The following is a 24555-nucleotide window of genomic DNA, read 5'->3' on the forward strand; positions in this document are numbered from 1 at the left end:
CAACGAGGTCCACCGGGTGGCCCTACGCCACCCCGCCCACCGCCGTATGCCCGTTACGGGCGGGAGCAGGCACGGGGGTGGGGGACGGAGGGCGGACAGGGGCCGCGGGGTCGCACCGGGGCAGAGCCGTACGGCTGCCGCGGGGTGGATGGGCGGCGCCGTACGGCTGCCACGGGGTGGCACGGAGCCGGTACGGCTGCCAGGGGGTGGCACGACGGAGCCGCGGGGCGCCCGCCGCATCAGCCGGTGCCGAACGCCTCCGCCGCCGGGGCGACCCGATCGCCGCCCGCCCGTTCCTCGGTGGCGCCTTGCCCGGCCGGGCAGCCACCGCCTTCGAGGGCGCGGGCGAAGCCGTCGACGAGCAGGACCAGCGCGACGGTGTACGTCACCATCACCAGCACGGAACTCCCGGGGAAGCCGATGCCCGCGGCGCCGAGTCCGACGAACAGGTCGGAGGCGACGAACACCAGCCCGCCGCAGGCCCCCCGGGGTCCGAGCACCCGCGCGGTCAGCGCCATGGAGATGAGCGCGAAGGCGTACACGGCGACGGCGGCCCCGAGCACCGGTCCGAGCCGGGGCGCGAGGGCGCCGACGGCGACGGCCCATCCGCCGAGGTACGCGGCGCCGAGGACCCGCCGGGGACGCAGGTACGACAGCGCCCCCGCCCGCAGGAACGCCGCCGTCCAGCAGAGCTGCGCGCCCAGGAAGCACACCAGCCCGACACCGAAGGCGGCCGTACCGGGGAGCAGCAGGGCCACGTCCCCGGCGGTCGCGAAGGCGAGCCCGGCGAGGGCCAGGCGTCGCGTGGCAGACCGGAATGCGACGGCAGGCCCCGGGACGGGCCGGTGCCGGGCACCGGTGCGCCGCCACAGATGGACGGCGAGGACGGGCGCGAGCAGCGGCTTGGCGATCCATTCGAGGACCGGCCAGTTGCCCGCGACACCGCCGACGTCGACCAGCGCGAGGAGGCTGAACAGCCCGATCAGAGGCGGCACTTCACCCCTCCGCGCTCGGGCTGCCCGGCGCCCATCCGGGCGGCCCGAAGAGATGGCCTGCCCGATCACGCCAACGGCGGGCGGAGCGGACGTCGTTCCATGCGGCGCCGAACTCGTGGAAGGCGACGCGCACGGGGTTGTAGGTGTCGATGTTCTTGGTCAGCCCGTAGACCACGCGCTCGCCCTCGGGCTCGAAGGACCGGAACAGGCGGTCCCAGACGATGAGGATCCCCCCGTAATTGCGGTCCAGGTAGAGGTCGTTGGACCCGTGGTGCACACGGTGGTGGGAGGGCGTGTTGAGGACGAACTCCACCGGCCGCCACAGCTTGTCGACCCGTTCGGTGTGCAGGAAGAACTGGTAGACGAGGCTGAAGGACTGCTGGAGGAAGATCATCCAGGGCGGGATGCCGACCAGCGCGAGCGGCATCCAGAACGGCAGGCCGGTGAAGGCCGTCGTCCAGCTCTGCCGCAGCGCGGTGGAGAGGTTGAAGCGGACGCTGGAGTGGTGGACCACATGGCTCGCCCAGAGCACGCGCACGCGGTGGTGGGCGCGGTGGAAGACGTAGTAGGCGAGGTCGTCGGCGAAGAACAGCAGCACCCAGGTCCAGGCGGAGGACGCGGCGAGGTGCCAGGGCGCGAGGGTGTAGAGCGCGGCGTACACCAGGAGGGTGACGGACTTCCACGGCAGCCCGATGACCTGGCTGCCCGCGCCCATGGACATGCTGGTCGCGGTGTCGCGCAGTTCGTAGCCGCGCTCGTCGTCGTCGGGCAGGAAGCGGAAGGAGAGCGCCTCGACGAGGACCAGGAGCACGAAGGCGGGTATCGCGTAGACGATGGCGGGGATCATGTCAGCGGTTCGCCTTCCGGGAGGCCAAGGGGATGCTGCGCGCGAGGAGTTCGCGGGCGAGCCGCTCGGCCACGGCGGCCTCGCGGGCGGCGATGTGCGCGGCGAGCCGTACATGGGCCTCGACGTCGAGGAGTTCGGCGGCGCGCAGGTCGTCCGGCACGGCGGCGACGGGCAGCGCGCCGCCGACGAGACTGTTGAAGGAAAGCAGGTAGGCGAGGTTGCCGGAGCCCTCGACGATCAGCCGCCACCAGGCGATGTCGGCGGCGGCGAGATCGGCCAGGTCGGGTCCGGCCGTCAGGTACCGCCCGGCGGCCTCCAGGATCGCGGCGGCGGCGACGTCGGAGCAGCGCAGCGCGCACAGCCGGGCCGCGTCGGCGCCGATGCAGGCCCGCATCTCCAGGGCGTCGCGGGTGAGGTCGGCGCTCGCGGAGGGGTCCCCGGCCGCGACGATGCCCACGGCGAGTTCGAGCCCTGCGGTGTGCCGCCAGTCCAGCACGAGAGTGCGCCCGCCGTGGCTGACCTCGACGAGCCGCGCCTGCTGAAGCCGCTTGACGGCCTCCCGCACCGCGTGCCGGTTCACCCCGAACTCGGCGGCGAGCTCCCGCTCGGCGGTCAACGCGGACCCCGGCGGCAGCACACCCCCGAGAATCCGGTCCCGCACCACGGCGAACACCTGATCGGACACGGCTTCACGCCGGATCTGCCCTCGCGTCATGGCGATCAGGGTGGACCGGGGGCGGGGGCTGGTCAACTGGTTGGACCAGATTTTCACGCGGCACGACGGGTGCGCTCCTCCGTCTGCCGCGTCTGCTGCGTCTGCTGCGTCTGCTGCGTCCGCAGTAGACGCCGATGTCTGCGGTCGGCTGACGACGTGAGGCGGGCGAGCCGGGAGGGTCGAGGGGAACGGATGTCCTCGATGCCGACTGGAGAGCTCTCCCCGTGGCTACTTTCCTCTATCGCCTGGGCCGGCTGGCCTTCAGGCGGCGGTGGCGCTTCGCCCTGCTGTGGGCGGCCGTACTGGCGGCCGTCGGCGTGGGTGCCGCCATGGCGCCCGCCGCGCCCGACGACACCAGCGCCATGTCGGGCATCGAGGCCCAGCAGGCGTACGACCTGATCCAGCAGCGTTTCCCGGGCTCGGCGGCCGACGGGGCGAGCGCCCGGATCGTGTTCGTGGCGCCCGACGGGCAGAAGGTCACCGCGGCCGCGAACAAGGCGGCGATCACGGACTTCGTCGACGAGGCGGCGGACGGTTCGCCCCAGGTCTCCGGCGCGGTGAGTCCGTTCACCGCGGGCACCGTGAGCGACGACGGGTCGACCGCGTACGCGACCGTGAGCTACAAGGTGGCCTCCGCCGACCTCACCGACGCCAGCAAGACCTCGCTGGAGCACGCGATCGACGAGGCGCGGGACACGGGCCTGACCGTCGAGGCGGGCGGAGACGTCCTGGCGGCGCAGACCGAGGCCGGCGGATCCTCCGAGGTGATCGGCATCGCCCTCGCCGCGGTCGTCCTGCTGATCACCTTCGGGTCGCTGGCCGCGGCCGGACTGCCGCTGCTGACGGCGATTCTCGGGGTCGGCGTCAGCATGGCGGCGATCACGGCGCTGGGCAGCGCCCTGGGTCTGTCGTCCACCACGGGCACCCTGGCCAGCATGCTGGGGCTCGCCTGCGGCATTGACTACGCGATGTTCATCGTCTCCCGCTACCGCGAGGAACGCGGCAAGGGGCACACCCCGCAGGAGGCGGCGGCCCGCGCCGTCGGCACCGCCGGATCCGCGGTGGTCTTCGCCGGACTGACGGTCGTCATCGCCCTGGCCGGCCTCTCGGTGGTCGGCATCCCGATGCTGACCAAGATGGGCCTCGCCGCCGCGGGCGCCATCGTCATCGGCGTGCTCATCGCGCTGACGCTCGTCCCGGCCCTGCTCGGCTTCTGGCCGGACGCGGTCCTCTCCCGCCGGGTCCGTAAGGGCCGCCGGGCCGCCCGGGCGGGCGAGGGCCGCGGGGGCGAGGAAGGCGGCGAGGTCCTTGACACCGGCAGGAGCGGCAGGAGCAGGAGCGGCAACCGCAACAACGGCGGCAGCCGCTGGGCCCGCTTCGTGCTGCGCCGCCCCCTGCTCGTCCTGCTCGCCTCCGTCGCGGCCCTCGGGGCGATCGCGGTCCCGGCCAAGGACCTGCACCTGGGTATGCCGGGCGCGGAGTCCCAGCCGACCTCCACCACCGAGCGCCGCGCCTACGACGATCTCGCCGCGGGCTTCGGGCCCGGCTTCAACGGGCCGCTGACCATCGTCGTGGACGCCCAGGGTGCCCAGGATCCGAAGGCGGCCGTCTCGACCATCGCCCAGGAGATCAAGGGCACCGACGGGATCGTCTCCGTCACGCCGGCCCGGTTCAACGAGGCCGGTGACACGGCCATGTTCTCCGCCACCCCCGCCACCAGCCCGACCGACGAGCAGACCAAGAACCTCGTCAGGACGATCAGGGCGGAGCGGGCCGGCGCCGAGGAGTCGACCGGCGCGACCTTCAAGGTCACCGGCACGACGGCGATGAACATCGACGTCGCCCAGAAGGTCCAGGACGCGCTGCTCCCGTACCTCGGCGTGGTGATCGGACTCGCCGTCCTGCTCCTGATGATCGTCTTCCGCTCGATCCTCGTCCCGCTCAAGGCGGCGGCCGGGTTCCTCCTGTCGGTGCTGGCCTCCCTCGGCGCGGTCGTGGCGGTCTTCCAGTGGGGCTGGTTCGCCGACCTCCTGGGCGTGCAGCAGACCGGGCCGATCATGAGCCTGATGCCGATCTTCCTGGTGGGCATCGTCTTCGGCCTCGCCATGGACTACGAGGTGTTCCTGGTCTCGCGGATGCGGGAGGCGTACGTCCACGGCGAGCAGCCGCGCCAGGCGGTCGAGTCCGGGTTCCGCCACAGCGCCCGCGTGGTGGTGGCCGCCGCGCTCATCATGGTGGCCGTGTTCTCCGGATTCGTCGGCTCCGGCGAGTCCATGATCAAGACGATCGGTTTCGGGCTCGCCATCGCCGTCGCGTTCGACGCGTTCGTCGTGCGCATGGCCTTCGTACCGGCCGTCCTCGCGCTGCTGGGCCGGCACGCGTGGTGGCTGCCGAAGTGGCTGGCCCGCGTCCTGCCGAAGGTCGACATCGAGGGCGAGGGCCTGGCCCGGCGGACCACCGCCGTGCCGCACGCGGCCGACGCCGCGGACGGTCACCGCACCGGCACCGAGTCCGCGCGGGTCTGACCTCCGCGAAGACCCCTCGCGAGGAAGCCTCGCGAAGGCCCCCCGCGCCGGGGAACGGCGCGCCAGGGCCGGGCGGCGACACGAGGTCGCGGCCCGGCCCGCAGTACGTACCGTGAGGGAGTGCAGGACATGGAGAACCGCCGGCGGGGGTGGGTGGACGCCCACCCCCGCATCAGGGACGCGGCACCGCCCCTGCTGATCACGGTCGCCGCGGTGCCGGCGAGCGCCATGGCCGACGGCCGGTGGACCCAGCCGAGCCTCGCGAACGTGGCCTGGGTGGCCCTCGCCTGCCTGCCCCTCCTCTGGCGCTACCGCCGGCCGGTGCAGGTGGTGGCCGCGGTCGTCGCCGTACAGATCACGCAGGTGACGGTCGGCGGGAACAGCGTCATGGTCGCCGTACCGGCCATCGTCGCCCTCTACACCGTGGGTCTGCTGCGCCGCCCGCGCACCGCGTGGATCTCGGGAACCGTCGCGGCGATGACCCTCGCCGCCTCGGGCACGGTGCTCGCCCGTCCGGCGGCGATCAGCGGCGACATGCTGGTCTGGTTCGACGTGCTGATGCTGGCCACCGGCGCCGGCGTCGCCGTGCGCAGCCGCCGTGAGCGACTGGCGTCGATCGAGGCGCGGGCCGTGCACGCCGAGGAGACCCGCGAGGCGGAGGCGCTCCGCCGGGTCGCCGAGGAACGCGTGCGCATCGCCCGCGAACTGCACGACGTCGTCGCCCATCACATCACCCTGGTGAACGCGCAGGCGGGCGTCGCCCAGCATCTCGTACGCACCGACGCGGAGAAGGCGTACCGGGCGCTCGGGGCCATCAAGGACACCAGCCGGGCCGCCCTGGAGGAGCTGCGGGCCACGGTCGGACTGCTGCGGCGCTCGGACGACGACACGCCGCTCTCCCTCGTGCCCGCGCCGGGGCTGGGCGACCTGGACACCCTGGTGGACGGATTCCGCAAGGCGGGCCAGAACATCCGTCTGGACAGGACCGGCGAGCTCCGACAGCTCTCCCCCTCCACGGACCTGGCCGCCTATCGCATCATCCAGGAAGCGCTCACCAACACCCACAAGCACGCGGGAGCCGCTCACGCCCACGTCACGCTCGCCTACGGTGAACAGACACTGCAGATCACGGTGGCCGACGACGGCCGCGGCACCGCGAAGCAGGGTTCCGGGACCGGCCACGGGCTCATCGGCATGAGGGAGCGCGCCACGGCCTTCGGCGGGACCCTCACCGCGGGACCCGCGCCGCACGGTGGTTACCGCGTGCACGCCGAACTGCCCCTGCCGCAGCCACCGAAGGACACCGCGTGACCATCCGTATCCTGCTCGCCGACGACCAGGCGCTGCTGCGCGGCACCTTCCGGCTGCTCATCGACAGCGAGCCGGACATGGAGGTTGTGGCCGAGGCCGCCAACGGCCGGGAGGCGGTCGAACTGGCCCGCACCCATCGCGCGGACCTGGTCCTGATGGACATCCGGATGCCGGACACCGACGGCATCGCCGCGACCCGTCTGATCAGCGAGGACGAGGACCTGGCAGGGGTACGGGTGCTCGTCCTGACGACCTTCGAGGACGACGAGCACGTCTTCGAGGCGCTGCACGCGGGCGCGAGCGGTTTCCTCGGCAAGGGCATCGACCCGCCCGACCTGCTGGACGCGATCCGGGTGGTGGCGGGCGGCGAGGCCCTGCTGTCCCCGGCCGCCACGCAGACCCTCATCGCCCGCGTCCTGAACCAGCCGAGCGCCGGCCGGGCCCCCGCCTCCGACCGCCTCGACTCCCTGACACCGAGGGAACGCGAGGTGACGACACTGGTGGCGATGGGCCTGTCGAACGACGAGATCGCCGAACGCCTCTTCGTCTCCACCCTCACGGTGAAGACCCACGCCAACCGAGCCATGACCAAACTGGGCGCCCGCGACCGCGCCCAGCTCGTGGTCATGGCGTACGAGGCCGGACTGGTGCGGGCGGGCGGGGCCTGAGACCCGCGGAACAGCGGGTCAGGAACGCTTGCCCACCGGCTCCAGGATCGCCACGCACTCCACGTGATGGGTCATCGGGAACAGGTCGAACGCCCGCAGCGTGCGCACCCGGTAGCCGCCGTCGCGGAAGTACGCCAGGTCGCGGGCCAGGGCGGCCGGGTCGCAGGCGACGTAGGCGATGCGGCGGGCGCCCAGGGACGACAGGTGGTCGACCGTCTTCTTGCCCGCACCCGCGCGGGGCGGGTCGAGGACGACGAGGTCGACCTCCGTGATGCCGGTGCGCGGGAGGACCGTCTCGACCTTGCCCTGTTCGATGCGGACGCGGTCGAAGGCGGCCAGGTTGTGCCGGGCGTCCTCGACCGCGCGCTTGCCGGACTCGATGCCGAGGACCGCGCCCGCCTCGCCCAGGCGGTCGGCGAGGGCGCCGGCGAAGAGGCCGACGCCGCAGTAGAGGTCGAGGGCCATCTCGCCCTTGCGCGGCAGCAGGCCCTGCATGACGGCCTTGACCAGCGTGTCGGCGGCCATCGGGTGCACCTGCCAGAAGCCGCCGCTGCCGACGCGGTAGGTGCGGCCGTCGGCGCGCTCGCGGACGAAGGCGCGGCCGTGGACGCGGTGGATGCCGCCGTCCTTCTCCTCGACGCGCATGACGGAGACGGGCCGGTCCAGCTCGACGATCGGGAGGCGGGCGCCGGGGCGCGGTTCCAGGATCACCATGCGGTCCTGGGAGCCGGTCGCGGCGATCGCGTCGACCGACTCCATGCCGAACCAGTCGCGGTCCTCGATGCCGAGTTCGCTGACGCCCGGTGCCGCGATCATGCAGTGGTCGATCGGCTCGATCTCGTGGGAGCGGTGCCGGCGCAGACCGGCGTTGCCCTCCTCGTCGACGGCGTACTGCACGCGGGTGCGCCACTGGGGGACCTGGCCGGCGGGCAGCTTGTCGCCCTCCGCCGGCATGACCGTGCCGTCCCAGCCGACGTCCTCCGGGGTGAGGCCCGCGAGCCGCTGCAGCTGCTCGGCGATCACCTCGCCCTTGAGCCGGCGCTGGGCGCCCGGCTTGGCGTGCTGCCAGTCGCAGCCGCCGCAGCGGCCGGGGCCGGCGAACGGGCAGGGCGCCTCGACCCGGTCCTTGGAGGCGTCGAGCACCTCTACGGCGTCCGCGCGCAGGAAGCGGGCGCCCTCCTCGCCGTCGGTGACGCGGGCCACGACCCGTTCGCCGGGCAGCGCGTGCCGTACGAACAGCACCTGGCCCGACTCCGTACGGGCGACGCAGTGCCCGCCGTGGGCGACGGGGCCGACCTCGACCTCGTACTCCTGCCCCACCAGCGACAGCGACCCCGCCTGCGAATTCTTCGGTTCTGCCTGCATGGCGGGACGACTCCAGACGGGGAGGGCACTACGGGCGCTTCACCGACCCGGAACGGGTGGATCACGGTCGTAGGACGGACGACGTGGCGGACGTGACAACAGCCCACCAGTCTACGTGCCGTCCGGCCGCTCCCGTTCCAGGCCGCCCCGCGCGTGGCTCCACGCCCGGGGCGACAGGCCCGTCCGCTCAGTCCCGCGCCCCCGCCTCCTTCTGCCGGCCGTCCCGGTGGTCCGCCGCGGGGCCGCGGCGCACCGAGCCCGGCGCGCTCCAGTCCTGGCGCCTGCGGGCCCGGTTGCGGGCCACCTCGGAGGACTCCAGCTGGTACGGCACCGACGTCACCATCACGCCGGGCGTGAACAGCAGGCGGCCCTTGAGGCGCAGCGCGCTCTGGTTGTGCAGCAGGTGCTCGTACCAGTGGCCGACGACGTACTCGGGGATGATCACCGACACCGCGTCCCGCGGCGACTCCCGGCGCAGGCTCTTGACGTACTCGATGACCGGCCGGGTGATCTCGCGGTACGGCGAGTCGAGGACCTTCAGCGGTACGTCGATGCCGCGCCGCTCCCACTCCTCGCGCAGCGCCTTCGTCTCCGCCGCGTCGACGTTGACGGTGAGCGCCTCCAGCGTGTTGGTGCGCATCAGCTTGGCGTACGCGAGCGCGCGCAGCGTCGGCCGGTGGATCTTGGAGATCAGCACGACCGAGTGGACGCGGGAGGGGCGGACCAGGTCGTCGGTGGGCTCCTCGGGCGCGGTCAGCTCCTCGGAGACGCGGTCGTAGTGCCGGCGGATCGCGGTCATCGTCGCGTAGAAGAGGCACATGCCGAGCAGGGCGACCCACGCGCCGTGCGTGAACTTCGTGACGAGGACGACGACCAGCACCAGGCCGGTGAGGAACGCGCCGAAGGTGTTGATCGCGCGGGAACGCTTCATGTGGCTGCGCTTGGCCGGGTCCTGCTCGGTGGCCAGGTGCCGGTTCCAGTGCCGGACCATGCCGGTCTGGCTGAGCGTGAAGGACACGAACACGCCGACGATGTACAGCTGGATCAGCCGTGTGGAGTCGGCGCCGTAGATCACGGTGAGCAGCGAGGCGGCGCCCGCGAGCAGCACGATGCCGTTGGAGAACGCGAGGCGGTCGCCGCGGGTGTGCAGCTGGCGGGGCAGGTAGCGGTCCTGCGCGAGGATCGCGCCGAGCAGCGGGAAGCCGTTGTAGGCGGTGTTCGCGGCCAGGAACAGCACCAGCGCGGTGGCCGCCGCGAGGATCACGAACAGGAAGCTGCCCTTGCCGAAGACGGCCTCGGCGACCTGGGAGATCACCGGGTTCTGGACGTATCCGGAACCGATCGGGTGCCCGTTGTGCAGCAGGTCGGTGGCCGGGTTCTCGGCCATGCGGACCTTGGTGGTCATGGCGAGGACGATGATGCCGCAGAACATCGTGACGGCGAGCAGGCCCATCGCCGCGAGCGTGGTCGCCGCGTTCTTCGACTTGGGCTTGCGGAAGGCCGGGACACCGTTGGAGATCGCCTCGACGCCGGTGAGCGCGGCACAGCCGGAGGAGAAGGCGCGCAACAGCAGGAAGACCAGTGCGAACCCGGCGAGGCCCTGGTGCTCGGCCTTGATCGTGTAGTCGGCGGTCGGCGCGTGCATGGTGTCGCCGAGGACCAGGCCGCGGAAGGCGCCCCAGGCGATCATGACGAAGACGCCGCCGACGAAGACGTAGGTCGGGATCGCGAAGAGCTTGCCCGACTCCTTCACGCCGCGCAGGTTCATCAGCGTGAGCAGCACGATCACGACGACCGCGCACAGCACCTTGTGCTGGACCACGAAGGGGACGGCGGAGCCGAGGTTCTCGATGCCGGAGGCGATCGAGACGGCCACGGTCATGACGTAGTCGACGAGCAGGGCGCTGGCGACCGTGAGGCCTGCCCGGGGGCCCAGGTTGGTGGTGGCGACCTCGTAGTCGCCGCCGCCGCTCGGGTAGGCGTGCACGTTCTGCCGGTAGGAGGCGACCACGGTGAACATCAGCACCACGACCGCGAGGGCGATCCAGGGGCTGAAGTGGTAGGCCGACACACCCGCGATGGACAGGACGAGCAGCACCTCCCCCGGGGCGTAGGCCACGGAGGACAGCGGGTCGGAAGCGAAGACGGGGAGTGCGATGCGCTTCGGCAGGAGCGTTTCACCCAGCCGGTCGCTGCGCAGAGCACGCCCGATCAGGATCCGTTTGGGCACGTCGGTCAGTTTGGACACGAGAGAGGATCGTAAGGCGTCGAACAGGCAGTCGCCCAGCCACCGTCTCAGATCTGCCTCACGAGTGAAAACCGCCACGACCGGTACCACGGATTCCGCAACGGCGGGCCGACCCGTGTCTAGATGGCTGAATCCCCTTTCGTTCCCTCTCCGTTCTTACCGACGACGCCGTCCCCGGAGGTCCCATGCCCGCGACCGCAGAGCTGATCGGCGCCGCCGTGGCCCTGCTCGGCCTCGGATTCCTCACCCTGTTCAGCGTGCGCAGCATCACTCGCCGCTGATCACCCAACCCGTGCACGGGGGTGCCCTCCGCCGACGGCGCGTGTGTAGCTTGGGCGGCGGTCTGAGAACCTGTTAAGGACAAGTCAAACGTTTCTTGACATCGGAAGGACGGTCGTGCACATCGTCATCATGGGTTGCGGGAGAGTGGGTTCCGCTCTCGCCCAGACCCTGGAGCAACACGGGCACACGGTCGCCGTCATCGACCAGGACCCCACCGCCTTCCGCCGCCTCGGCCCGGGATTCGGCGGCCGCCGGGTCACCGGGATCGGGTTCGACCAGGACACCCTGCGCGAGGCGGGCATCGAGGAGGCCGGCGCCTTCGCCGCCGTCTCCAGTGGCGACAACTCCAACATCATCTCCGCCCGCGTGGCGCGCGAGATGTTCGGCGTGCAGAACGTCGCGGCCCGCATCTACGACCCCCGCCGCGCCGAGGTCTACCAGCGCCTCGGCATCCCGACGGTGGCCACCGTCCGCTGGACGGCCGACCAGATGCTGCGCCGCCTGCTGCCCTCGGGGGCCGAGCCGCTGTGGCGCGACCCCACCGGCGGTGTGCAACTCGCCGAGGTCGCGACCTCGTCCGGCTGGGTCGGACACAAGATCAGCCGGCTCCAGGAGGAGACCGGCGTGCGGGTCGCGTTCCTGACCCGGCTCGGCGAGGCGATCCTGCCGAGCTCGCAGACGGTGCTCCAGGAGGGCGATCTGGTGCACGTGATGATGCGCACGGACGAGATCGAGAAGGTCGAGGCGGCCTTCGCGAAGGGCCCCGAGGAGGGCGGTCACTGATGAGGGTCGCCATTGCCGGAGCCGGCGCGGTCGGCCGTTCGATCGCCGGTGAGCTGCTGGAGAACGGCCACGAGGTCCTGCTCGTGGACAAGGCGCCGACCGCGATCTCGGTCGAGCGGGTGCCGCAGGCGGAGTGGCTGCTGGCCGACGCCTGCGAGATCACCTCGCTCGACGAGGCGGCGTTGCAGCGCTGCAACGTCGTCATCGCCGCGACCGGCGACGACAAGGTCAACCTGGTCGTCTCCCTGCTCGCCAAGACGGAGTACGGCGTTCCGCGGGTCGTGGCCCGGGTGAACAACCCCAAGAACGAGTGGCTGTTCAACGAGTCCTGGGGCGTCGACGTCGCCGTCTCCACCCCGCGTCTGATGTCCGCCCTGGTCGAGGAGGCGGTGAGCGTCGGCGACCTGGTCCGGCTGCTGCGCTTCAGCCACGGCGACGCCAACCTCGTCGAGCTGACCCTGCCCGAGGAGTCGGCCCTGGCCGGCACCCAGGTCGGCGACGTGGAGTGGCCCGAGGACACCTCGCTGGTCACCATCATCCGCGGCACCCGCGTGCTCACCCCGTCCCGGGAGGACTCGCTGGAGGCGGGCGACGAACTGCTCTTCGTCGCCGCCCAGGCCCGCGAGGAGCAGCTGGAGAACCTGCTGTCGGTCCGCCGGGAGGACGGGAAGGACTGACCCTCCCCGATGTCCCGGTCGTACGCGGAGGGGCCCCGGATCTTTCGATTCCGGGGCCCCTCCGCGTACGTGCAGGGAACGTCGACCGGCGAGGGGACGGCCCGCGGTCCTTTACGGCCGCCGGGACGCCGCTGCCGCCTACCGACGGTGGCGTCCGCCGCCCTCGGGGGCCGGGCCCGCGGCCGCCGCGCGCTCACGCTCGGCCTGCTCCTCCGCCTCCATCTCCGCGAACACGTCGATCGGAGCCGGCGCCTTCGCGAGGAAGACCCAGGTGAGCCAAATGGCGAGCAGGAACGGCGGGATCTTCAGGGCGACCAGGATCCAGCCCAGCGAGGTGGTGTCGGCCCACCAGTACAGCGGGAAGAGGATCGCGCACTTGGCCAGCAGGATCAGGCCCCAGGCCCAGCTCGCCTTGGCGTACGCCTTCTTGCGGCCGGGGTTGCGGGTGCGCCAGGAGAGGTTCTCCTTGAACACCGGGCCGAGGATCAGACCGATCAGCGGCACCCCGGCCAGCGTCGTGATGATGTACGCCAGCGCCAGGCCGAGCGTGTAGAGCATCCCGGGCAGGTAGAAGTCCTTCGCGTTGCCCGTGAACATCGCGAAGACCACGCCGAAGACGACCCCGAAGACACCGCTGAAGGCGTGCTTCACGGTGTCCTTCATCGCCAGCCGCACCACGACCAGGACGACCGCCACCGCCAGGGCGGCGATCGCCGACCAGTGGAGGTCCTTGTTGATCGTGAAGATGGTGACGAAGAGAAGGCCGGGCAGGACGGTCTCGACCATGCCCCGGACACCGCCGAACGCCTCGAACAGCGCCGCCTCCGTCACCGCCCGGGCGTCGTCCTGCTGAGTGGTGTCTTCGGTCGGCTTGTCGAGCGACGTCACCGGCTACTCCCTACCGAGGGGTCTCAGTTCGTATTTCGGGTTGAACAGCACTCGGCGTCCCCGGCTCATGGAGACCCGGCCCGATGCGATCAGTCTGCGCCCCGGTTCGATGCCCACGATGGAGCGCCTGCCCAGCCACACCACGTCCAGCGCGGCGGAGCCGTCGAACAGTTCGGCCTCCAGGGCCGGGACTCCGGCGCGCGGCCGCAGAGTGACCGTGCGCAAGGTACCAGTAACCGTGACGATCTGGCGGTCCTGGCAGTCACCGATCCGGGTGCAGCCGGTGTTCTCGGCGTCTTCGCGAAGCTCCTCGGACTCCAGGTCCTCCTGCGACGAGGAGAGCCGACCGAGCATCCGCCGGAACCGGCCCGCCGGCTTGCCGCCCGGCTTGTCGGAACGAGGAACAGCACTCATATCTGAAGCGTACCGGGGTGCACTGCCCGCTACGTACCCTCAGGTCCTCGTCCCGAACCGGCGACCCCGCCATGGTGCCCCACTCACTTCTCGAACCGGTAGCCCATGCCGGGTTCTGTGATGAAGTGCTCGGGATGCGACGGATCGGCCTCCAGCTTGCGCCGCAGCTGGGCCATGTAGACCCGCAGATAGTTGCTCTCCGTGCCGTACGAGGGCCCCCACACCTCCTGGAGCAGCTGCTTCTGGCTGACCAGCCGGCCGGTGTTGCGGACCAGCACCTCCAGCAGATGCCACTCCGTCGGGGTCAGCCGTACGTCCCGTCCGTCGCGGTGGACCTTCTTGGCGGCCAGGTCAACGGTGAACCCGCCGGTCTCCACGAGCACGTCGTCCTCGCCCGCCCCGGTCGGCTCGGCCCGCCGGACCGCCGCGCGCAGCCGGGCCAGCAGCTCGTCCATGCCGAAGGGCTTGGTGACGTAGTCGTCGGCCCCGGCGTCGAGCGCCTCGACCTTCTCGTCGGAGGAGTGGCGGGCGGACAGCACCAGGATCGGGACCCGGGTCCAGCCGCGCAGACCACGGATCACCTCGACGCCGTCCATGTCGGGCAGCCCGAGGTCCAGGACGACCACGTCGGGATGGCGGGCGGCCGCCAGCTGGAGGGCGGTGGTGCCGTCGTGGGCCGCGTCGACGTCGTACTTCCGGGCCTTGAGGTTGATCACGAGTGCCCGCACGATCTGCGGCTCGTCGTCGACCACCAGCACCCTGGTCATGAAGCCTGCCTTTCCGGTTGTGCCGTGTTCTGCGTGAGCGCGGGGGCGGGGTCGGGGCGCCGGCCCGCCGCGCGGAGGGTCAGCACCATGGTGAGGCCGCCGCCGGGGGTGTCCTCGGCGTCCAGGGTGCCGCCCATGGCCTCGGCGAAGCCGCGCGCCACGGCGAGGCCGAGACCCACGCCCGCGCCGCGCGGCGAGTCGCCGTAGCGCTGGAAGGGCTCGAAGATGCGTTCCTTGGCCTCGTCCGGGACGCCCCGGCCGCGGTCGACCACCCGCACCTCGACCCGGTCGCCGAGGGCGCTCGCCGCGACGAGGACCCTTTCGCCGGGCGGGCTGTACTTGACCGCGTTCTCCACCAGGTTGGCGACCGACCGCTCCAGCAGGCCCGCGTCGACCTCGACCATGGGCAGCGTCTCGGGGATGTCCAGCTCCACGCTGTCCTCGGGCACCCCGCCCAGCGCCATCGGCACCACCTCGTCCAGATCGGCCTCCCGGATGATCGCCGAGACGGTCCCGGTGTTCAGGCGCGACATGTCGAGCAGATTGCCCACCAGGTGGTCCAGGCGGTCCGCGCCGTCCTCAATCGCCTCCAGGAGCTCCGCCCGGTCCTCCTCCGACCACTCCACGTCGTCGGAGCGCAGCGAGGTGACGGCCGCCTTGATGCCGGCCAGCGGGGTGCGCAGGTCGTGGCTGACCGCCGCGAGCAGCGCCGTGCGGATGCGGTTGCCCTCGGCGAGCGTCCGGGCCTGGTCGGCCTCGGCCTGGAGCCGCCTGCGGTCCAGGACGACGGCGGCCTGCGCCGCGAACGCGGCCAGCACGCGGCGGTCGGCGGCGGGCAGCACCCGGCCGGACAGGGCCAGCGCCATGTGGTCGCCCACCGGCACGTCCACGTCGGCGTCCTCCGGCCGGGCCACCGGCTGGGCGGGGCCGACCCGGCCCGCGCAGGTCCACGGGGCCATGTCGCCGGCCCGCTCCAGCAGCGCCACCGACTCCATGCCGAACGTCTCCCGGACCCGCTCCAGGAGCGCCTCCAGGCTGGTCTCGCCGCGCAGCACGCTCCCCGCGAGGTAGGCGAGTATCTCCGCCTCGGCCCGCAGCCGGGCCGCCTGGTGGGTGCGCCGGGCCGCGAGGTCGACGACCGACGCCACGGACACCGCCACCCCCACGAAGATCACGATGGCGACGATGTTCTTGGGGTCGGCGACGGTCAGCCGGTGCAGGGGCGGTGTGTAGAAGTAGTTCAGCAGCAGGGATCCGAACGCGGCCGACGCCAGGGCCGGGAGCAGCCCGCCGAGCAGCGCTGCCGCCACCGTCAGCGACAGGAACAGCAGCATGTCGTTGGCGAGCCCGAGGTCCATCGTATTGAGCAGCACCGCCAGGATCACCGGGCCGGCCACTCCGGCCAGCCAGCCCCAGATGATCCGGGTCCGCCCGAGCCGGGCGCCGCGCGCCACGGGCAGCCCGCGGCCCTTGGCGACCTCGCCGTGGGTGACGATGTGCACGTCCAGGTCGGGCCCCGACTCGCGGGCCACCGTGGCGCCGACGCCGGGGCCGAAGACGTACTGCCAGGCCTTGCGCCGCGAGGAGCCGAGCACGATCTGGGTCGCGTTCGCGCCCCGCGCGAAGTCCAGCAGGGCCCTCGCCACGTCGTCGCCCACCACGTGGTGGAACGTGCCGCCGAGGTCCTCCACCAGGGTCCGCTGCTGGGCGAGCTCCTTCGGGGAGGCGGAGGTGAGTCCGTCGCTGCGGGCCACGTACACCGCGAGCACCTCGCCGCCCGCGCCCTTCTCCGCCAGCCGCACCGCCCGCCGGATCAACGTCCGGCCCTCGGGGCCGCCGGTCAGCCCCACCACGATCCGCTCGCGCGAACCCCAGATCGCGGACACCCGGTGCTCGCTGCGGTACCGCGTCAGGTACTCGTCGACCCGGTCGGCCACCCACAGCAGCGCCAGCTCCCGCAGTGCGGTCAGGTTGCCCGGCCGGAAGTAGTTGGAGAGGGCCGCGTCGACCTTGTCCGACCGGTAGATGTTGCCGTGGGCCATCCGCCGCCGCAGCGCCTGCGGGGACATGTCCACCAGCTCGATCTGGTCGGCCCGCCGTACGACCTCGTCCGGCACGGTCTCCTGCTGCCGGATGCCCGTGATCGACTCCACGACGTCACCCAGCGACTCCAGATGCTGGATGTTCACCGTCGACACGACGTCGATGCCCGCGGCCAGCAGCTCCTCCACGTCCTGCCAGCGCTTGGCGTGCCGCGAGCCCGGCACGTTGGTGTGCGCCAGCTCGTCCACCAGGGCGACGTGCGGGCGCCGCGCCAGCACCGCCTCGACGTCCATCTCGGTGAAGGACGTGTCCCGGTACGCCAGCTGCCGCAGGGGGACCTGCTCCAGCCCGTGCAGCATCACCTCCGTGCGCGGGCGCCCGTGGTGCTCCACGAAGCCGACGACCACGTCGGTGCCCCGCTCGGCACGGCGGTGCGCCTCCGACAACATGGCGTAGGTCTTGCCCACACCCGGTGCCGCACCGAGGTAGATCCGAAGCTTGCCGCGTGCCATGGCCCCATTGTCTTCCTGTGACTGACGCATACGCAGCGTCGACCTTACGGCCAGGGATCTCGGCAAAACGGGCGCGGGAGTGGGCAGCGGACCTCTTTGACGCAACCCTGATGCGGGCGGCGGGGTGCGTCGCGTGGTCCTCGGGGACCGGGCGCCCGTGTCGGTGGCTGGGCGCCCGGTCCTCGCTGTCCCGGTGGTCGTCCGTCGGCTTCGATGGCCGCTCACCCCTTCATCGGACGAGCCCCCCGGATCGGTTCACGCGACGGCCGCCGGATCTCACGCCGGGTTGTCGCCGTGCGTCAGCGTCTCCCACGCCACGAACAGGTTGTTGGTGCCGGCCGGGCGGCCGGCCTCGGTCAGGGCCTGGGTGTTCGTCATCGCGATGCCCAGCCGGTTGTGCAGCGCGTTGTAGCCGACCTCGGTGACCGGGCCGAGGCCGGTGGTCAGGGAGCCGCCGCACAGCCAGCTCGGCACGGCCGCCCCCCGCTCGTACTTGGCCTGGAAGCCGAGCGCCTGGCGCAGCCGCTCGCCGACGTCGGTGCCGTACAGGTCCTGGCCCTGGATCCGGCTGGTCTCGGCGATGTGGGAGATCGACGAGATGCCGTAGCCGGTGTGCGTGAAGTCGCGGCAGGTCTCCTGGGTGAGGCCGGTGACGAAGGTCGACTGGCCCTGCCAGTACGCGACGATCTTGGCCGTGGTGTCGAGGTTCTGGCTCGGCACCGTCTTCGGCAGGGCGCCGTCGGAGGCCAGGTAGACGTAGGCGGCGGTGCGGGTGCGGAAGGTCGCCATGGCCTTGTCGTACGACGTCCTGTCCTCGAGGAAGACGGAGATGCCCACGGCGGCCTCCGTCATCGTCAGCTCCCAGTTGCCGTTGGAGTGGGAGCCGTTGATGACCTCGGGCAGGTAGACGGTGCGCAGCATGGTCGCGAAGCGCGCGGACTCGGTCCAGGTCCCGGTGTACGTGTACTTGATCAGCTCGGCGGCCTTGGCCCAGGAGGAGCCGGCCCAGCCGGTCTGCAGGGGCGCGTTGCTGTTGGTGTGTTCCTTGATCACGGCGGACCAGGCGTCCATCAGCTCGATGGACTTCCGGGCGTAGCGGTCGTCGCGGGTGATGTACCAGGCGAGGGCGTCGGTGTAGGCGGCGATCGCGTCCTGGCGCTCGTCGGTGCAGCCGTAGTCCGGGTTGGAGTACGAGCCGCACTCGACGGTGGCGCGGGGTGCGGGGGTGCGGTTCAGGTCGGCGTACTTGCTGCCCATCATCTGGTCGTAGGCGCTCTTCCAGGGCTGGGCGCCGGCCAGCACCTTGCCTCGGGCGAAGTCGAGCTGGGCCCGGGAGACCGTGACTCCGGGGTGGGCGAACGTGGTGGGGGCGGCCTGCGCGGGCCGGGCGCCCGGCCAGGCGAGCAGTCCGGCCACGAGGGCGGTGACGGCCGCGGCGGCGGGCAGGAGGGTGGAACGTGCGCTGCGGCGGTGTCGCGTGGGGGTGTCAGACATGACCGTCCGTTCCTGTATGTGAACGTCACTTGGGTTTCTGAACGTGCACCGGCAGGGCGGACCATAGGTCTGGACCAGGCTTCCGTCAAGTGATGAAGAAAGACGGGCTGGTCCGCGGCGGGGCGCTCCGCCGCGATGACGCGGCGCGCGTGGATGTGCGCGCCCCAGGACGGGGCGCGGGCGCGCCCCCAGCGGAAGCGCAACCGGGTGCACGATCAGATGCGCGATCAGATGCGCCCCGGGCGCGCGGGCGGTCAGACGGCTGCGCGGGCGGGCGCGCTGGCGGGCGGACAGGCGGACGTCAGGGCCGCATCCGAGCGCGGGCAAGCGAAAGGGCCGCACCCCCGGTGGGTGCGGCCCTTCGGTGAGCTGTGTGCTCGCGGACACGTGCGTACCCGCTCGCGTCCGTGGACGCGTCGGCGCCCGCGTCCACGGATGGACGCGGCGCCGCGCCTAGCGGACCTCGGTGATCTCCGGGCCCCGCTGGAGCTGGCCCATGCCGCCGGAGAAGCGCGAACCGGCCTCCTCCTGCTGGACGCCCTCGGGCACCATCTGGGCGTCGTTGGGCAGCTTCAGGACGATCGGGTCGCGGGGCGCCATCGGGCCCTCGCCGCGGACCACGACCGTGTCGCGGAAGATCTGCTCCAGGAGGCCGGCCGCCTGCGGCTGCACGGCTCCCTGACCGGAGATCACACCGCGCAGGAACCAGCGCGGGCCGTCGACGCCGACGAACCGCACGACCTGGAAGCCGCCCGTGCCGTCCGGCAGCTGCACCGGGACCTGCGCGCGCAGCTCCCAGCCCAGCGGACCCTCGACCTCGTCGACGATGCCGCCCTGCTGGGTGATGCCGGAGGCGATCTCCTCGCGCACCTCGCCCCAGATGCCCTCGCGCTTGGGAGCGGCGAACGCCTGGAGCTGTACGGCGCTGTCCCGCAGCACGACGGTGGCCGCGACGATCGCGTCGCCGGCGACCTCCACGCGCAGCTCCATGCCGTCGACGCCGGGTACGAACAGACCGCCGAGGTCCACGCGGCCCTCGCTCGGGTCGCGTACCTCGGTGCTGTCCCAGGGCCCGTCGGGCCGCGGTTCGGGTTCGAGCCGGACGCGCTCGCGCTCGGTCTCGCCCTCTTCGTCCGCCTCGGTGTCGACGCTGTCGACGACCTGCTCGGCCTCGCCGGCCGCGTCGTCGGCGGCACCCTTCTTGTTGCGACGTCCGAACACGTCACTGTCCTTCCCGGTCGGATACGACCGAAGCGTATCTATTCCCACCCGTAGCGCCGCCGTCGGCGGCTCGATCGCTTGTTCCGCTCGCGCCACCCACCGCCGCATGCCCGCCGGTGGACCCGAAGCCCCCTTCGGCCCGCACCGAGCCGGGAAGCTCCGCCACCTCCTGGAAGCGGACCCTCTCGACCTGCTGGACGACCAACTGGGCGATCCGGTCGAAGCGCTCGAACCGCACCGACTCGCGCGGGTCGAGATTCACCACGATCACCTTGATCTCCCCACGGTACCCGGCATCAACCGTCCCTGGGGCATTCACCAGAGCGACTCCGCAGCGGGCGGCGAGACCGGAGCGCGGGTGCACGAAGGCCGCGTACCCTTCGGGCAGCGCGACGGACACCCCGGTGGGCAGGACGGCCCGCTCCCCGGGAGCGAGTTCGACGGCCTCGGTGGTGCGCAGATCGGCGCCCGCGTCACCGGGGTGTTCGTACGACGGGAGCGGTACGTCCGGATCGACGCGCCGCAGCAGCACGTTCAGCGCGGGACGGTCGAGGGGGCTCACGGGTTCACCTCGAAGGCGCGGGCGCGGCGGACCTGGTCGGGATCGTCCATGGCGGCCCGGATCTCGTCGGGGCGGCCGTTGTCGATGAAGTGGTCGACCTTGACCTCGACGAACAGGGCGTCGGCGCGGACGGCGACGGGCCCGTCGGGGCCGCCGATGCGTCCGGTGGCCGTCGAGTAGATCTTGCGTCCGGCCACGGCCGTCACCTCCGCCTCCAGGAAGAGCGTGGTGCCGACGGGCACGGGCCGTACGAAGTCGGTCTCCAGGCGTCCGGTGACCGCGATGGTGCGCAGCAGCCAGTTCAGCGAGCCGAGGGTCTCGTCGAGCGCCGTGGCGAGCACGCCGCCGTGCGCGAGGCCGGGGGCGCCCTGGTGGGCGGGCTGGACGGTGAACTCGGCGGTGAGGGACACGCCCTCGCCGGCCCGCGCCTCCAGATGCAGCCCGTGCGGCTGCTCTCCGCCGCAGCCGAAACACTGGCCGTAATGGGCGCCGAGAAGCTCGCCGGGGGCGGGGGCGTCGGGATGACGCACCGGTGTCACGGCGTCGGCGGGAGGCTCAAGAGCTGGGGAACTACCACTCACAGCCGCAGACCTTACCCGCGCGTCGGCGCCCTCAGGACACCGTGCCAAGCTTGGTTTCATGCAGCTCTCCGCATCGCCGTACGAAGAACGCCTCACCGCCCCCCGTTCGTGGTGGTTCGTCTGCTTCCTCATGGGCGTCGCGTGCGCCTTGATCATGATGCCTTTCGGCACCCTCCCGACGCTCGCGGGTCTGGTCGGCGGTACGGCGGCATCGGCGATCGTCGCCAGTTCGTACGGGTCCCCGCGCATCCGTGTCGTGGGGGACGCGCTGATCGCGGGCGAGGCGAAGATCCCGGTGGCGGCGCTGGGCGACGCGGTGGTGCTGGACCCCGAGGAGGCGCGCGCCTGGCGCACGTACAAGGCCGACGTACGCGCCTTCCTGCTGCTGCGCGCCTACATCCCGCAGGCGCTGAAGGTGGAGGTCACCGACCCCGCCGACCCGACGCCGTACCTGTACCTGTCGACGCGCGAGCCGGAGCGCCTGGCCGCGGCGATCGAGGCCGCCCGCACGGCTTCGGCGGCATAGGCGCAGCACGCTCCGCGCGGTTGACGCACGGATCTTCGAATACGGGTCCCGCTCCCGCGCGGGACGGCGCGCACCGTGCGAGGCAGCGCTTCGAGGAACGGCCGCATCGGGCTCGGCGCCTCTCGGGGCCGATCTGTCGGGTTCGGCGCCTCTCGGAGCCGATCTGTCGGGTTCGGCGCCTCTCGGAGCCGCCCTGTCGGGTTCGGCGCTTCGCGGGACTGCCGCGTCGGGCTCAGCGGCCCAGTTCGCCCGTGATGTCGTCCAGCGACAGCGGATCCGCGGGGGTCTCCAGCGGCGGCAGCTCGGGCAGGGCGTCCCAGGGCACCTGGAAGGTTCTCAGGTCCTTGCGGATGCGCTCGGCGAGCCTTCTGGTGTCGCGGCGGTTCATGACCGCTCCGACGGCGGCGCCCACCATGAACGGCATCAGGTTGGGCAGGTCCCGCACCGTCCGCTTCATGATCTGCTGGCGCAGCTCGCGCTTCATGGGGCTGTTGACGGCCGTGCTGATCGTCCACGGCTTCATGGCGCTGACCCCGCGCTCGCCCGACCACGAGCCGAGGTAGGCGGTGCTGCGCTCCTTGAGGTTCCCCGGCGGACGTACGCCGTAGACCTCGTGGAGCTCGGCGATGAGCTTCAGCTCGATCGCGGCGACCCCGGTGATCTCGACCGCGAGCTCGGTGGGCATCGCGGGCGGCACGGGCAGCATGGCCGCCGCGCCGACGCCGGCCCCGACGGTCGACGTCGCGGCCGCCGCGCCCGCCACGAGTTTGTCGGCGAGCTCCTCGGGGCCGAGCCCGGGGAACTGCGCGCGGAGCGTGGCGAGGTCGCGTACGGGGATGCGCGGGGCGATCTCGATGATGCGGTCCGCGACGTACGCCAGCCCCGCCCTGGCGCGGCTGCCGCCCTTACGGACACCTTCCCGGGCCGCCTGTGCGGCCCTGCTCCCGATCGCCGCGGCCCGTCGACGGGCGACGGGCGACAGACGACCGGGCCGCGCCGGGACGTCACGCCCGGCGGCCGCCGCTTCGAGCGAGGCTCCCGTACCGGATGTCCCGGTGTCCGGTGAGCCCCGCTCGTCGTCACGCGCGCGCTGCGGGCCGTCGGACGGCCCTCGGTCCGCTCCCGGCAGGGGGAAGCGGCGCTTCCGGGGAGGGGTCGAGCCAGTCACGGCCGACCCGTCCTCAGTCGCAGTCGCGGCAGATCGGCTGGCCGTTCTTCTCCCTGGCCAGCTGGCTGCGGTGATGCACCAGGAAGCAGCTCATGCAGGTGAACTCGTCCTGCTGCTTCGGGAGCACCCGGACGGCGAGTTCCTCGTTCGAGAGGTCCGCTCCGGGCAGCTCCAGTCCTTCTGCGGCCTCGAACTCGTCTACATCGACGGACGACGCGGACTTGTCGTTGCGCCGTGCCTTGAGTTCTTCGAGGCTGTCCGAATCGACGTCGTCGTCGGTCTTGCGTGGAGTGTCGTAATCGGTTGCCATGTCGCTCTCCCCCTCTGGGTGTCTGCGGTGTCTCCAGCGCACGTAACGCGTGAGAGGCCGGACTTGTGCCCGACCCGAGGCGGAGATTTTGCCTCACATCAAGGTCTGTTACTCAATCGACACCCAACCGGATCCCTCGAGAGTGATCGGCTTGGATGGCGATCGGGACCGTACACGGTCGTAATGCCGCACCTCAAAGGCGTCTCACCGTGTACTTCCCGTGATCAAGACCCCCGAAAACCAGGATTTTCCCGGCTTTCTGCCTAGGGGCATGATCACGGAGAGTATATGGCCTGAAAATCGCCCGTGTGATCGATCACACAGGAGTCAGCTCGTTCCCTTGCCCGAAAATTCCGCGCAAAGCGAACATCCCCGCGTGTGTCGACGCATGCTCTCAGATCGGCAGGGTGACGCGCATCACGAGTCCGCCCCCTTCACGTGGCTCGGCCGAGATGTGGCCGCCGTGCGCGCGGGCCACGGACCGCGCGATCGACAGGCCGAGGCCCACTCCCTTGTCGCTGCCCGTGCGCTCCGTACGCAGCCGCCTGAAGGGCTCGAAGAGGTTGTCGATCTCGTACGCCGGGACGACCGGCCCGGTGTTCGACACCGTCAGGACCGCCTGTCCGGGCAGCGCCTCGGTGGTGACCTCCACCCAGCCGTCCTCCGGCACGTTGTAGCGCACCGCGTTCTGCACCAGGTTCAGCGCGATGCGCTCCAGCAGGACGCCGTTCCCCTGGACCACCGCGGGCCGCCGCTCGCCGCGCAGCACGACGCCCTTGGCCGCCGCCTCCGCGTGCACCTGGTCGACGGCCTGGGAGGCCACCTCGGCGAGGTCCACGGGCTTGCGCTCGACGATCTGGTTGTCGCTGCGGGCGAGCAGCAGCAGACCCTCCACGAGCTGCTCGCTGCGCTCGTTGGTGGCCAGCAGCGTCTTGCCGAGCTGTTGCAGCTCCACGGGCGCCTGCGGGTCGGACAGGTGCACCTCGAGCAGCGTGCGGTTGATCGCGAGCGGGGTGCGCAGCTCGTGCGAGGCGTTGCCCACGAAGCGCTGCTGCGCCGTGAACGCGCGCTGGAGGCGCTCCAGCATGTCGTCGAAGGTGTCGGCGAGCTCCTTGAGCTCGTCGTCCGGTCCGTCCAGCTCGATCCGGCGGGACAGGTCGGAACCGGCCACCGCGCGGGCGGTCCGGGTGATCCGGCCGAGCGGAGACAGGACCCGGCCCGCCATCGCGTAGCCGAAGGCGAAGGCGATCACGGCGAGGCCGAGCAGCGCCAGCAGGGAGCGGCTGAGGAGGTTGTCCAGGGCCGACTGCCGCTGCAGGTCCAGGCAATGGGCGACGGCCTCGTTGAACTCCCCCAGCTGCAGGGTGTTGGGGGTGCTGATCGCCGGGCAGTGCTCGCTGACGACCTTGATCTGGGAGGTCCCGCTCACGATCTTGAACAGCGGCTGGTTGCCGGTGTTGATGGCCTGCGCGGCGAGCAGATAGATGATCGACAGCAGCAGGATGCCGGCGATCAGGAACATGCCGCCGTACAGCAGCGTGAGGCGTATCCGGATGGTGGGGCGCAGCCAGGGGAAGGGCGCCTCCTGCTGCTTCCTGGGGTCCCAGGTGGGCTTGGGTGGCGCCTGGGCGGGCGCGGGGGTCGCTGCCACGG

At 71.7% G+C, this 24555-nt stretch carries 22 protein-coding genes; 6 read left to right on the plus strand and 16 right to left on the minus strand.

Annotated elements, in window-relative coordinates; translation table 11 throughout:
- Positions 1-239: 239 nt before the first annotated feature.
- The 3 genes from WN71_RS13705 to WN71_RS13715 are packed head-to-tail and all read right to left on the minus strand — an operon-like array spanning position 240 to position 2557.
- Positions 240-995: a lysoplasmalogenase gene (locus tag WN71_RS13705; RefSeq protein ID WP_052743128.1), complete on the minus strand. Its 756-nt coding sequence runs from the start codon at positions 993-995 to the stop codon at positions 240-242.
- A gap of 1 nt (position 996) precedes the next feature.
- Positions 997-1842, minus strand: a complete 846-nt coding sequence (locus WN71_RS13710) for a sterol desaturase family protein (protein WP_046589277.1) — start codon at positions 1840-1842, stop codon at positions 997-999.
- Position 1843: 1 nt separating this feature from the next.
- Complete coding sequence (locus tag WN71_RS13715) at positions 1844-2557, minus strand: FadR/GntR family transcriptional regulator (RefSeq protein ID WP_046589344.1); 714 nt, start codon at positions 2555-2557, stop codon at positions 1844-1846.
- Between the two features lie 224 nt (positions 2558-2781).
- On the opposite strand from WN71_RS13715, the gene WN71_RS13720 reads away from it, so the two are divergent.
- From WN71_RS13720 to WN71_RS13730, 3 genes are all read left to right on the plus strand, one after another.
- Positions 2782-5082 (plus strand): MMPL family transporter, encoded by a 2301-nt coding sequence (locus tag WN71_RS13720; RefSeq protein ID WP_046589278.1) that lies wholly within the window; start codon positions 2782-2784, stop codon positions 5080-5082.
- A gap of 129 nt (positions 5083-5211) precedes the next feature.
- Positions 5212-6393, plus strand: a complete 1182-nt coding sequence (locus WN71_RS13725; protein ID WP_046589280.1) for a sensor histidine kinase — start codon at positions 5212-5214, stop codon at positions 6391-6393.
- Positions 6390-7061, plus strand: coding sequence for a response regulator (locus WN71_RS13730; protein WP_046589282.1), 672 nt, complete (start codon positions 6390-6392; stop codon positions 7059-7061). Before WN71_RS13725 ends, WN71_RS13730 begins: the two co-directional genes overlap by 4 nt.
- An 18-nt stretch (positions 7062-7079) precedes the next feature.
- Here the strand turns inward: WN71_RS13730 and WN71_RS13735 are convergent, their stop codons facing one another.
- A complete protein-coding gene (locus WN71_RS13735; protein WP_046589283.1) occupies positions 7080-8426 on the minus strand; it encodes a class I SAM-dependent RNA methyltransferase in 1347 nt (448 codons plus the stop codon).
- Between the two features lie 187 nt (positions 8427-8613).
- The gene (locus tag WN71_RS13740) at positions 8614-10674 is read right to left on the minus strand and encodes an APC family permease (protein WP_046589284.1); all 2061 of its coding nucleotides are present in this window, start codon (positions 10672-10674) and stop codon (positions 8614-8616) included.
- 396 nt (positions 10675-11070) lie between these two features.
- Between WN71_RS13740 and WN71_RS13745 the strand changes: the two genes are divergently transcribed.
- Together WN71_RS13745 and WN71_RS13750 are read left to right on the plus strand one after the other, a co-directional pair.
- Positions 11071-11739, plus strand: coding sequence for a potassium channel family protein (locus tag WN71_RS13745; RefSeq protein WP_046589286.1), 669 nt, complete (start codon positions 11071-11073; stop codon positions 11737-11739).
- A complete protein-coding gene (locus tag WN71_RS13750) occupies positions 11739-12416 on the plus strand; it encodes a potassium channel family protein (RefSeq protein WP_046589287.1) in 678 nt (225 codons plus the stop codon). The genes WN71_RS13745 and WN71_RS13750 overlap by 1 nt, the downstream gene beginning before the upstream one ends.
- A gap of 138 nt (positions 12417-12554) precedes the next feature.
- On the opposite strand, the gene WN71_RS13755 is transcribed toward WN71_RS13750, so the two are convergent.
- From WN71_RS13755 to WN71_RS13790, 8 genes are all read right to left on the minus strand, one after another.
- Positions 12555-13304, minus strand: coding sequence for a DUF3159 domain-containing protein (locus WN71_RS13755; protein WP_046589288.1), 750 nt, complete (start codon positions 13302-13304; stop codon positions 12555-12557).
- 3 nt (positions 13305-13307) lie between these two features.
- Positions 13308-13718, minus strand: coding sequence for an OB-fold nucleic acid binding domain-containing protein (locus WN71_RS13760; protein ID WP_079177848.1), 411 nt, complete (start codon positions 13716-13718; stop codon positions 13308-13310).
- An 83-nt stretch (positions 13719-13801) separates the two neighbouring features.
- A complete protein-coding gene (locus WN71_RS13765) occupies positions 13802-14485 on the minus strand; it encodes a response regulator (protein WP_046589292.1) in 684 nt (227 codons plus the stop codon).
- Positions 14482-17040 carry a sensor histidine kinase gene (locus WN71_RS13770; protein ID WP_046589294.1) on the minus strand — a complete coding sequence of 853 codons (2559 nt, stop codon included), beginning with the start codon at positions 17038-17040 and terminating at the stop codon, positions 14482-14484. The genes WN71_RS13765 and WN71_RS13770 overlap by 4 nt, the downstream gene beginning before the upstream one ends.
- A 276-nt stretch (positions 17041-17316) precedes the next feature.
- Positions 17317-18534 carry an alginate lyase family protein gene (locus WN71_RS13775; RefSeq protein WP_046589296.1) on the minus strand — a complete coding sequence of 406 codons (1218 nt, stop codon included), beginning with the start codon at positions 18532-18534 and terminating at the stop codon, positions 17317-17319.
- Positions 18535-18987: 453 nt separating this feature from the next.
- Complete coding sequence (locus WN71_RS13780) at positions 18988-19755, minus strand: DUF3710 domain-containing protein (protein WP_046589297.1); 768 nt, start codon at positions 19753-19755, stop codon at positions 18988-18990.
- 1 nt (position 19756) lies between these two features.
- The gene (dut, locus tag WN71_RS13785; protein WP_046589299.1) at positions 19757-20317 is read right to left on the minus strand and encodes a dUTP diphosphatase; all 561 of its coding nucleotides are present in this window, start codon (positions 20315-20317) and stop codon (positions 19757-19759) included.
- Positions 20314-20898, minus strand: coding sequence for a PaaI family thioesterase (locus WN71_RS13790; RefSeq protein WP_046589301.1), 585 nt, complete (start codon positions 20896-20898; stop codon positions 20314-20316). Before WN71_RS13790 ends, dut begins: the two co-directional genes overlap by 4 nt.
- Positions 20899-20956: 58 nt before the next feature.
- On the opposite strand from WN71_RS13790, the gene WN71_RS13795 reads away from it, so the two are divergent.
- Positions 20957-21424, plus strand: coding sequence for a DUF3093 domain-containing protein (locus tag WN71_RS13795; protein WP_046589303.1), 468 nt, complete (start codon positions 20957-20959; stop codon positions 21422-21424).
- 232 nt (positions 21425-21656) lie between these two features.
- Here the strand turns inward: WN71_RS13795 and WN71_RS13800 are convergent, their stop codons facing one another.
- The 3 genes from WN71_RS13800 to WN71_RS13810 form a co-directional block, all read right to left on the minus strand.
- Positions 21657-22592 (minus strand): hypothetical protein, encoded by a 936-nt coding sequence (locus tag WN71_RS13800; protein WP_046589305.1) that lies wholly within the window; start codon positions 22590-22592, stop codon positions 21657-21659.
- A 13-nt stretch (positions 22593-22605) separates the two neighbouring features.
- Complete coding sequence (locus WN71_RS13805) at positions 22606-22902, minus strand: DUF4193 domain-containing protein (protein WP_043504706.1); 297 nt, start codon at positions 22900-22902, stop codon at positions 22606-22608.
- A 394-nt stretch (positions 22903-23296) separates the two neighbouring features.
- The gene (locus WN71_RS13810; protein WP_046589309.1) at positions 23297-24553 is read right to left on the minus strand and encodes a sensor histidine kinase; all 1257 of its coding nucleotides are present in this window, start codon (positions 24551-24553) and stop codon (positions 23297-23299) included.
- Positions 24554-24555 lie beyond the last annotated feature (2 nt).

The sequence above is a fragment of the Streptomyces mangrovisoli genome (genome assembly GCF_000974985.2).
In the GTDB taxonomy this organism is placed as follows: Bacteria; Actinomycetota; Actinomycetes; order Streptomycetales; family Streptomycetaceae; genus Streptomyces; species Streptomyces mangrovisoli.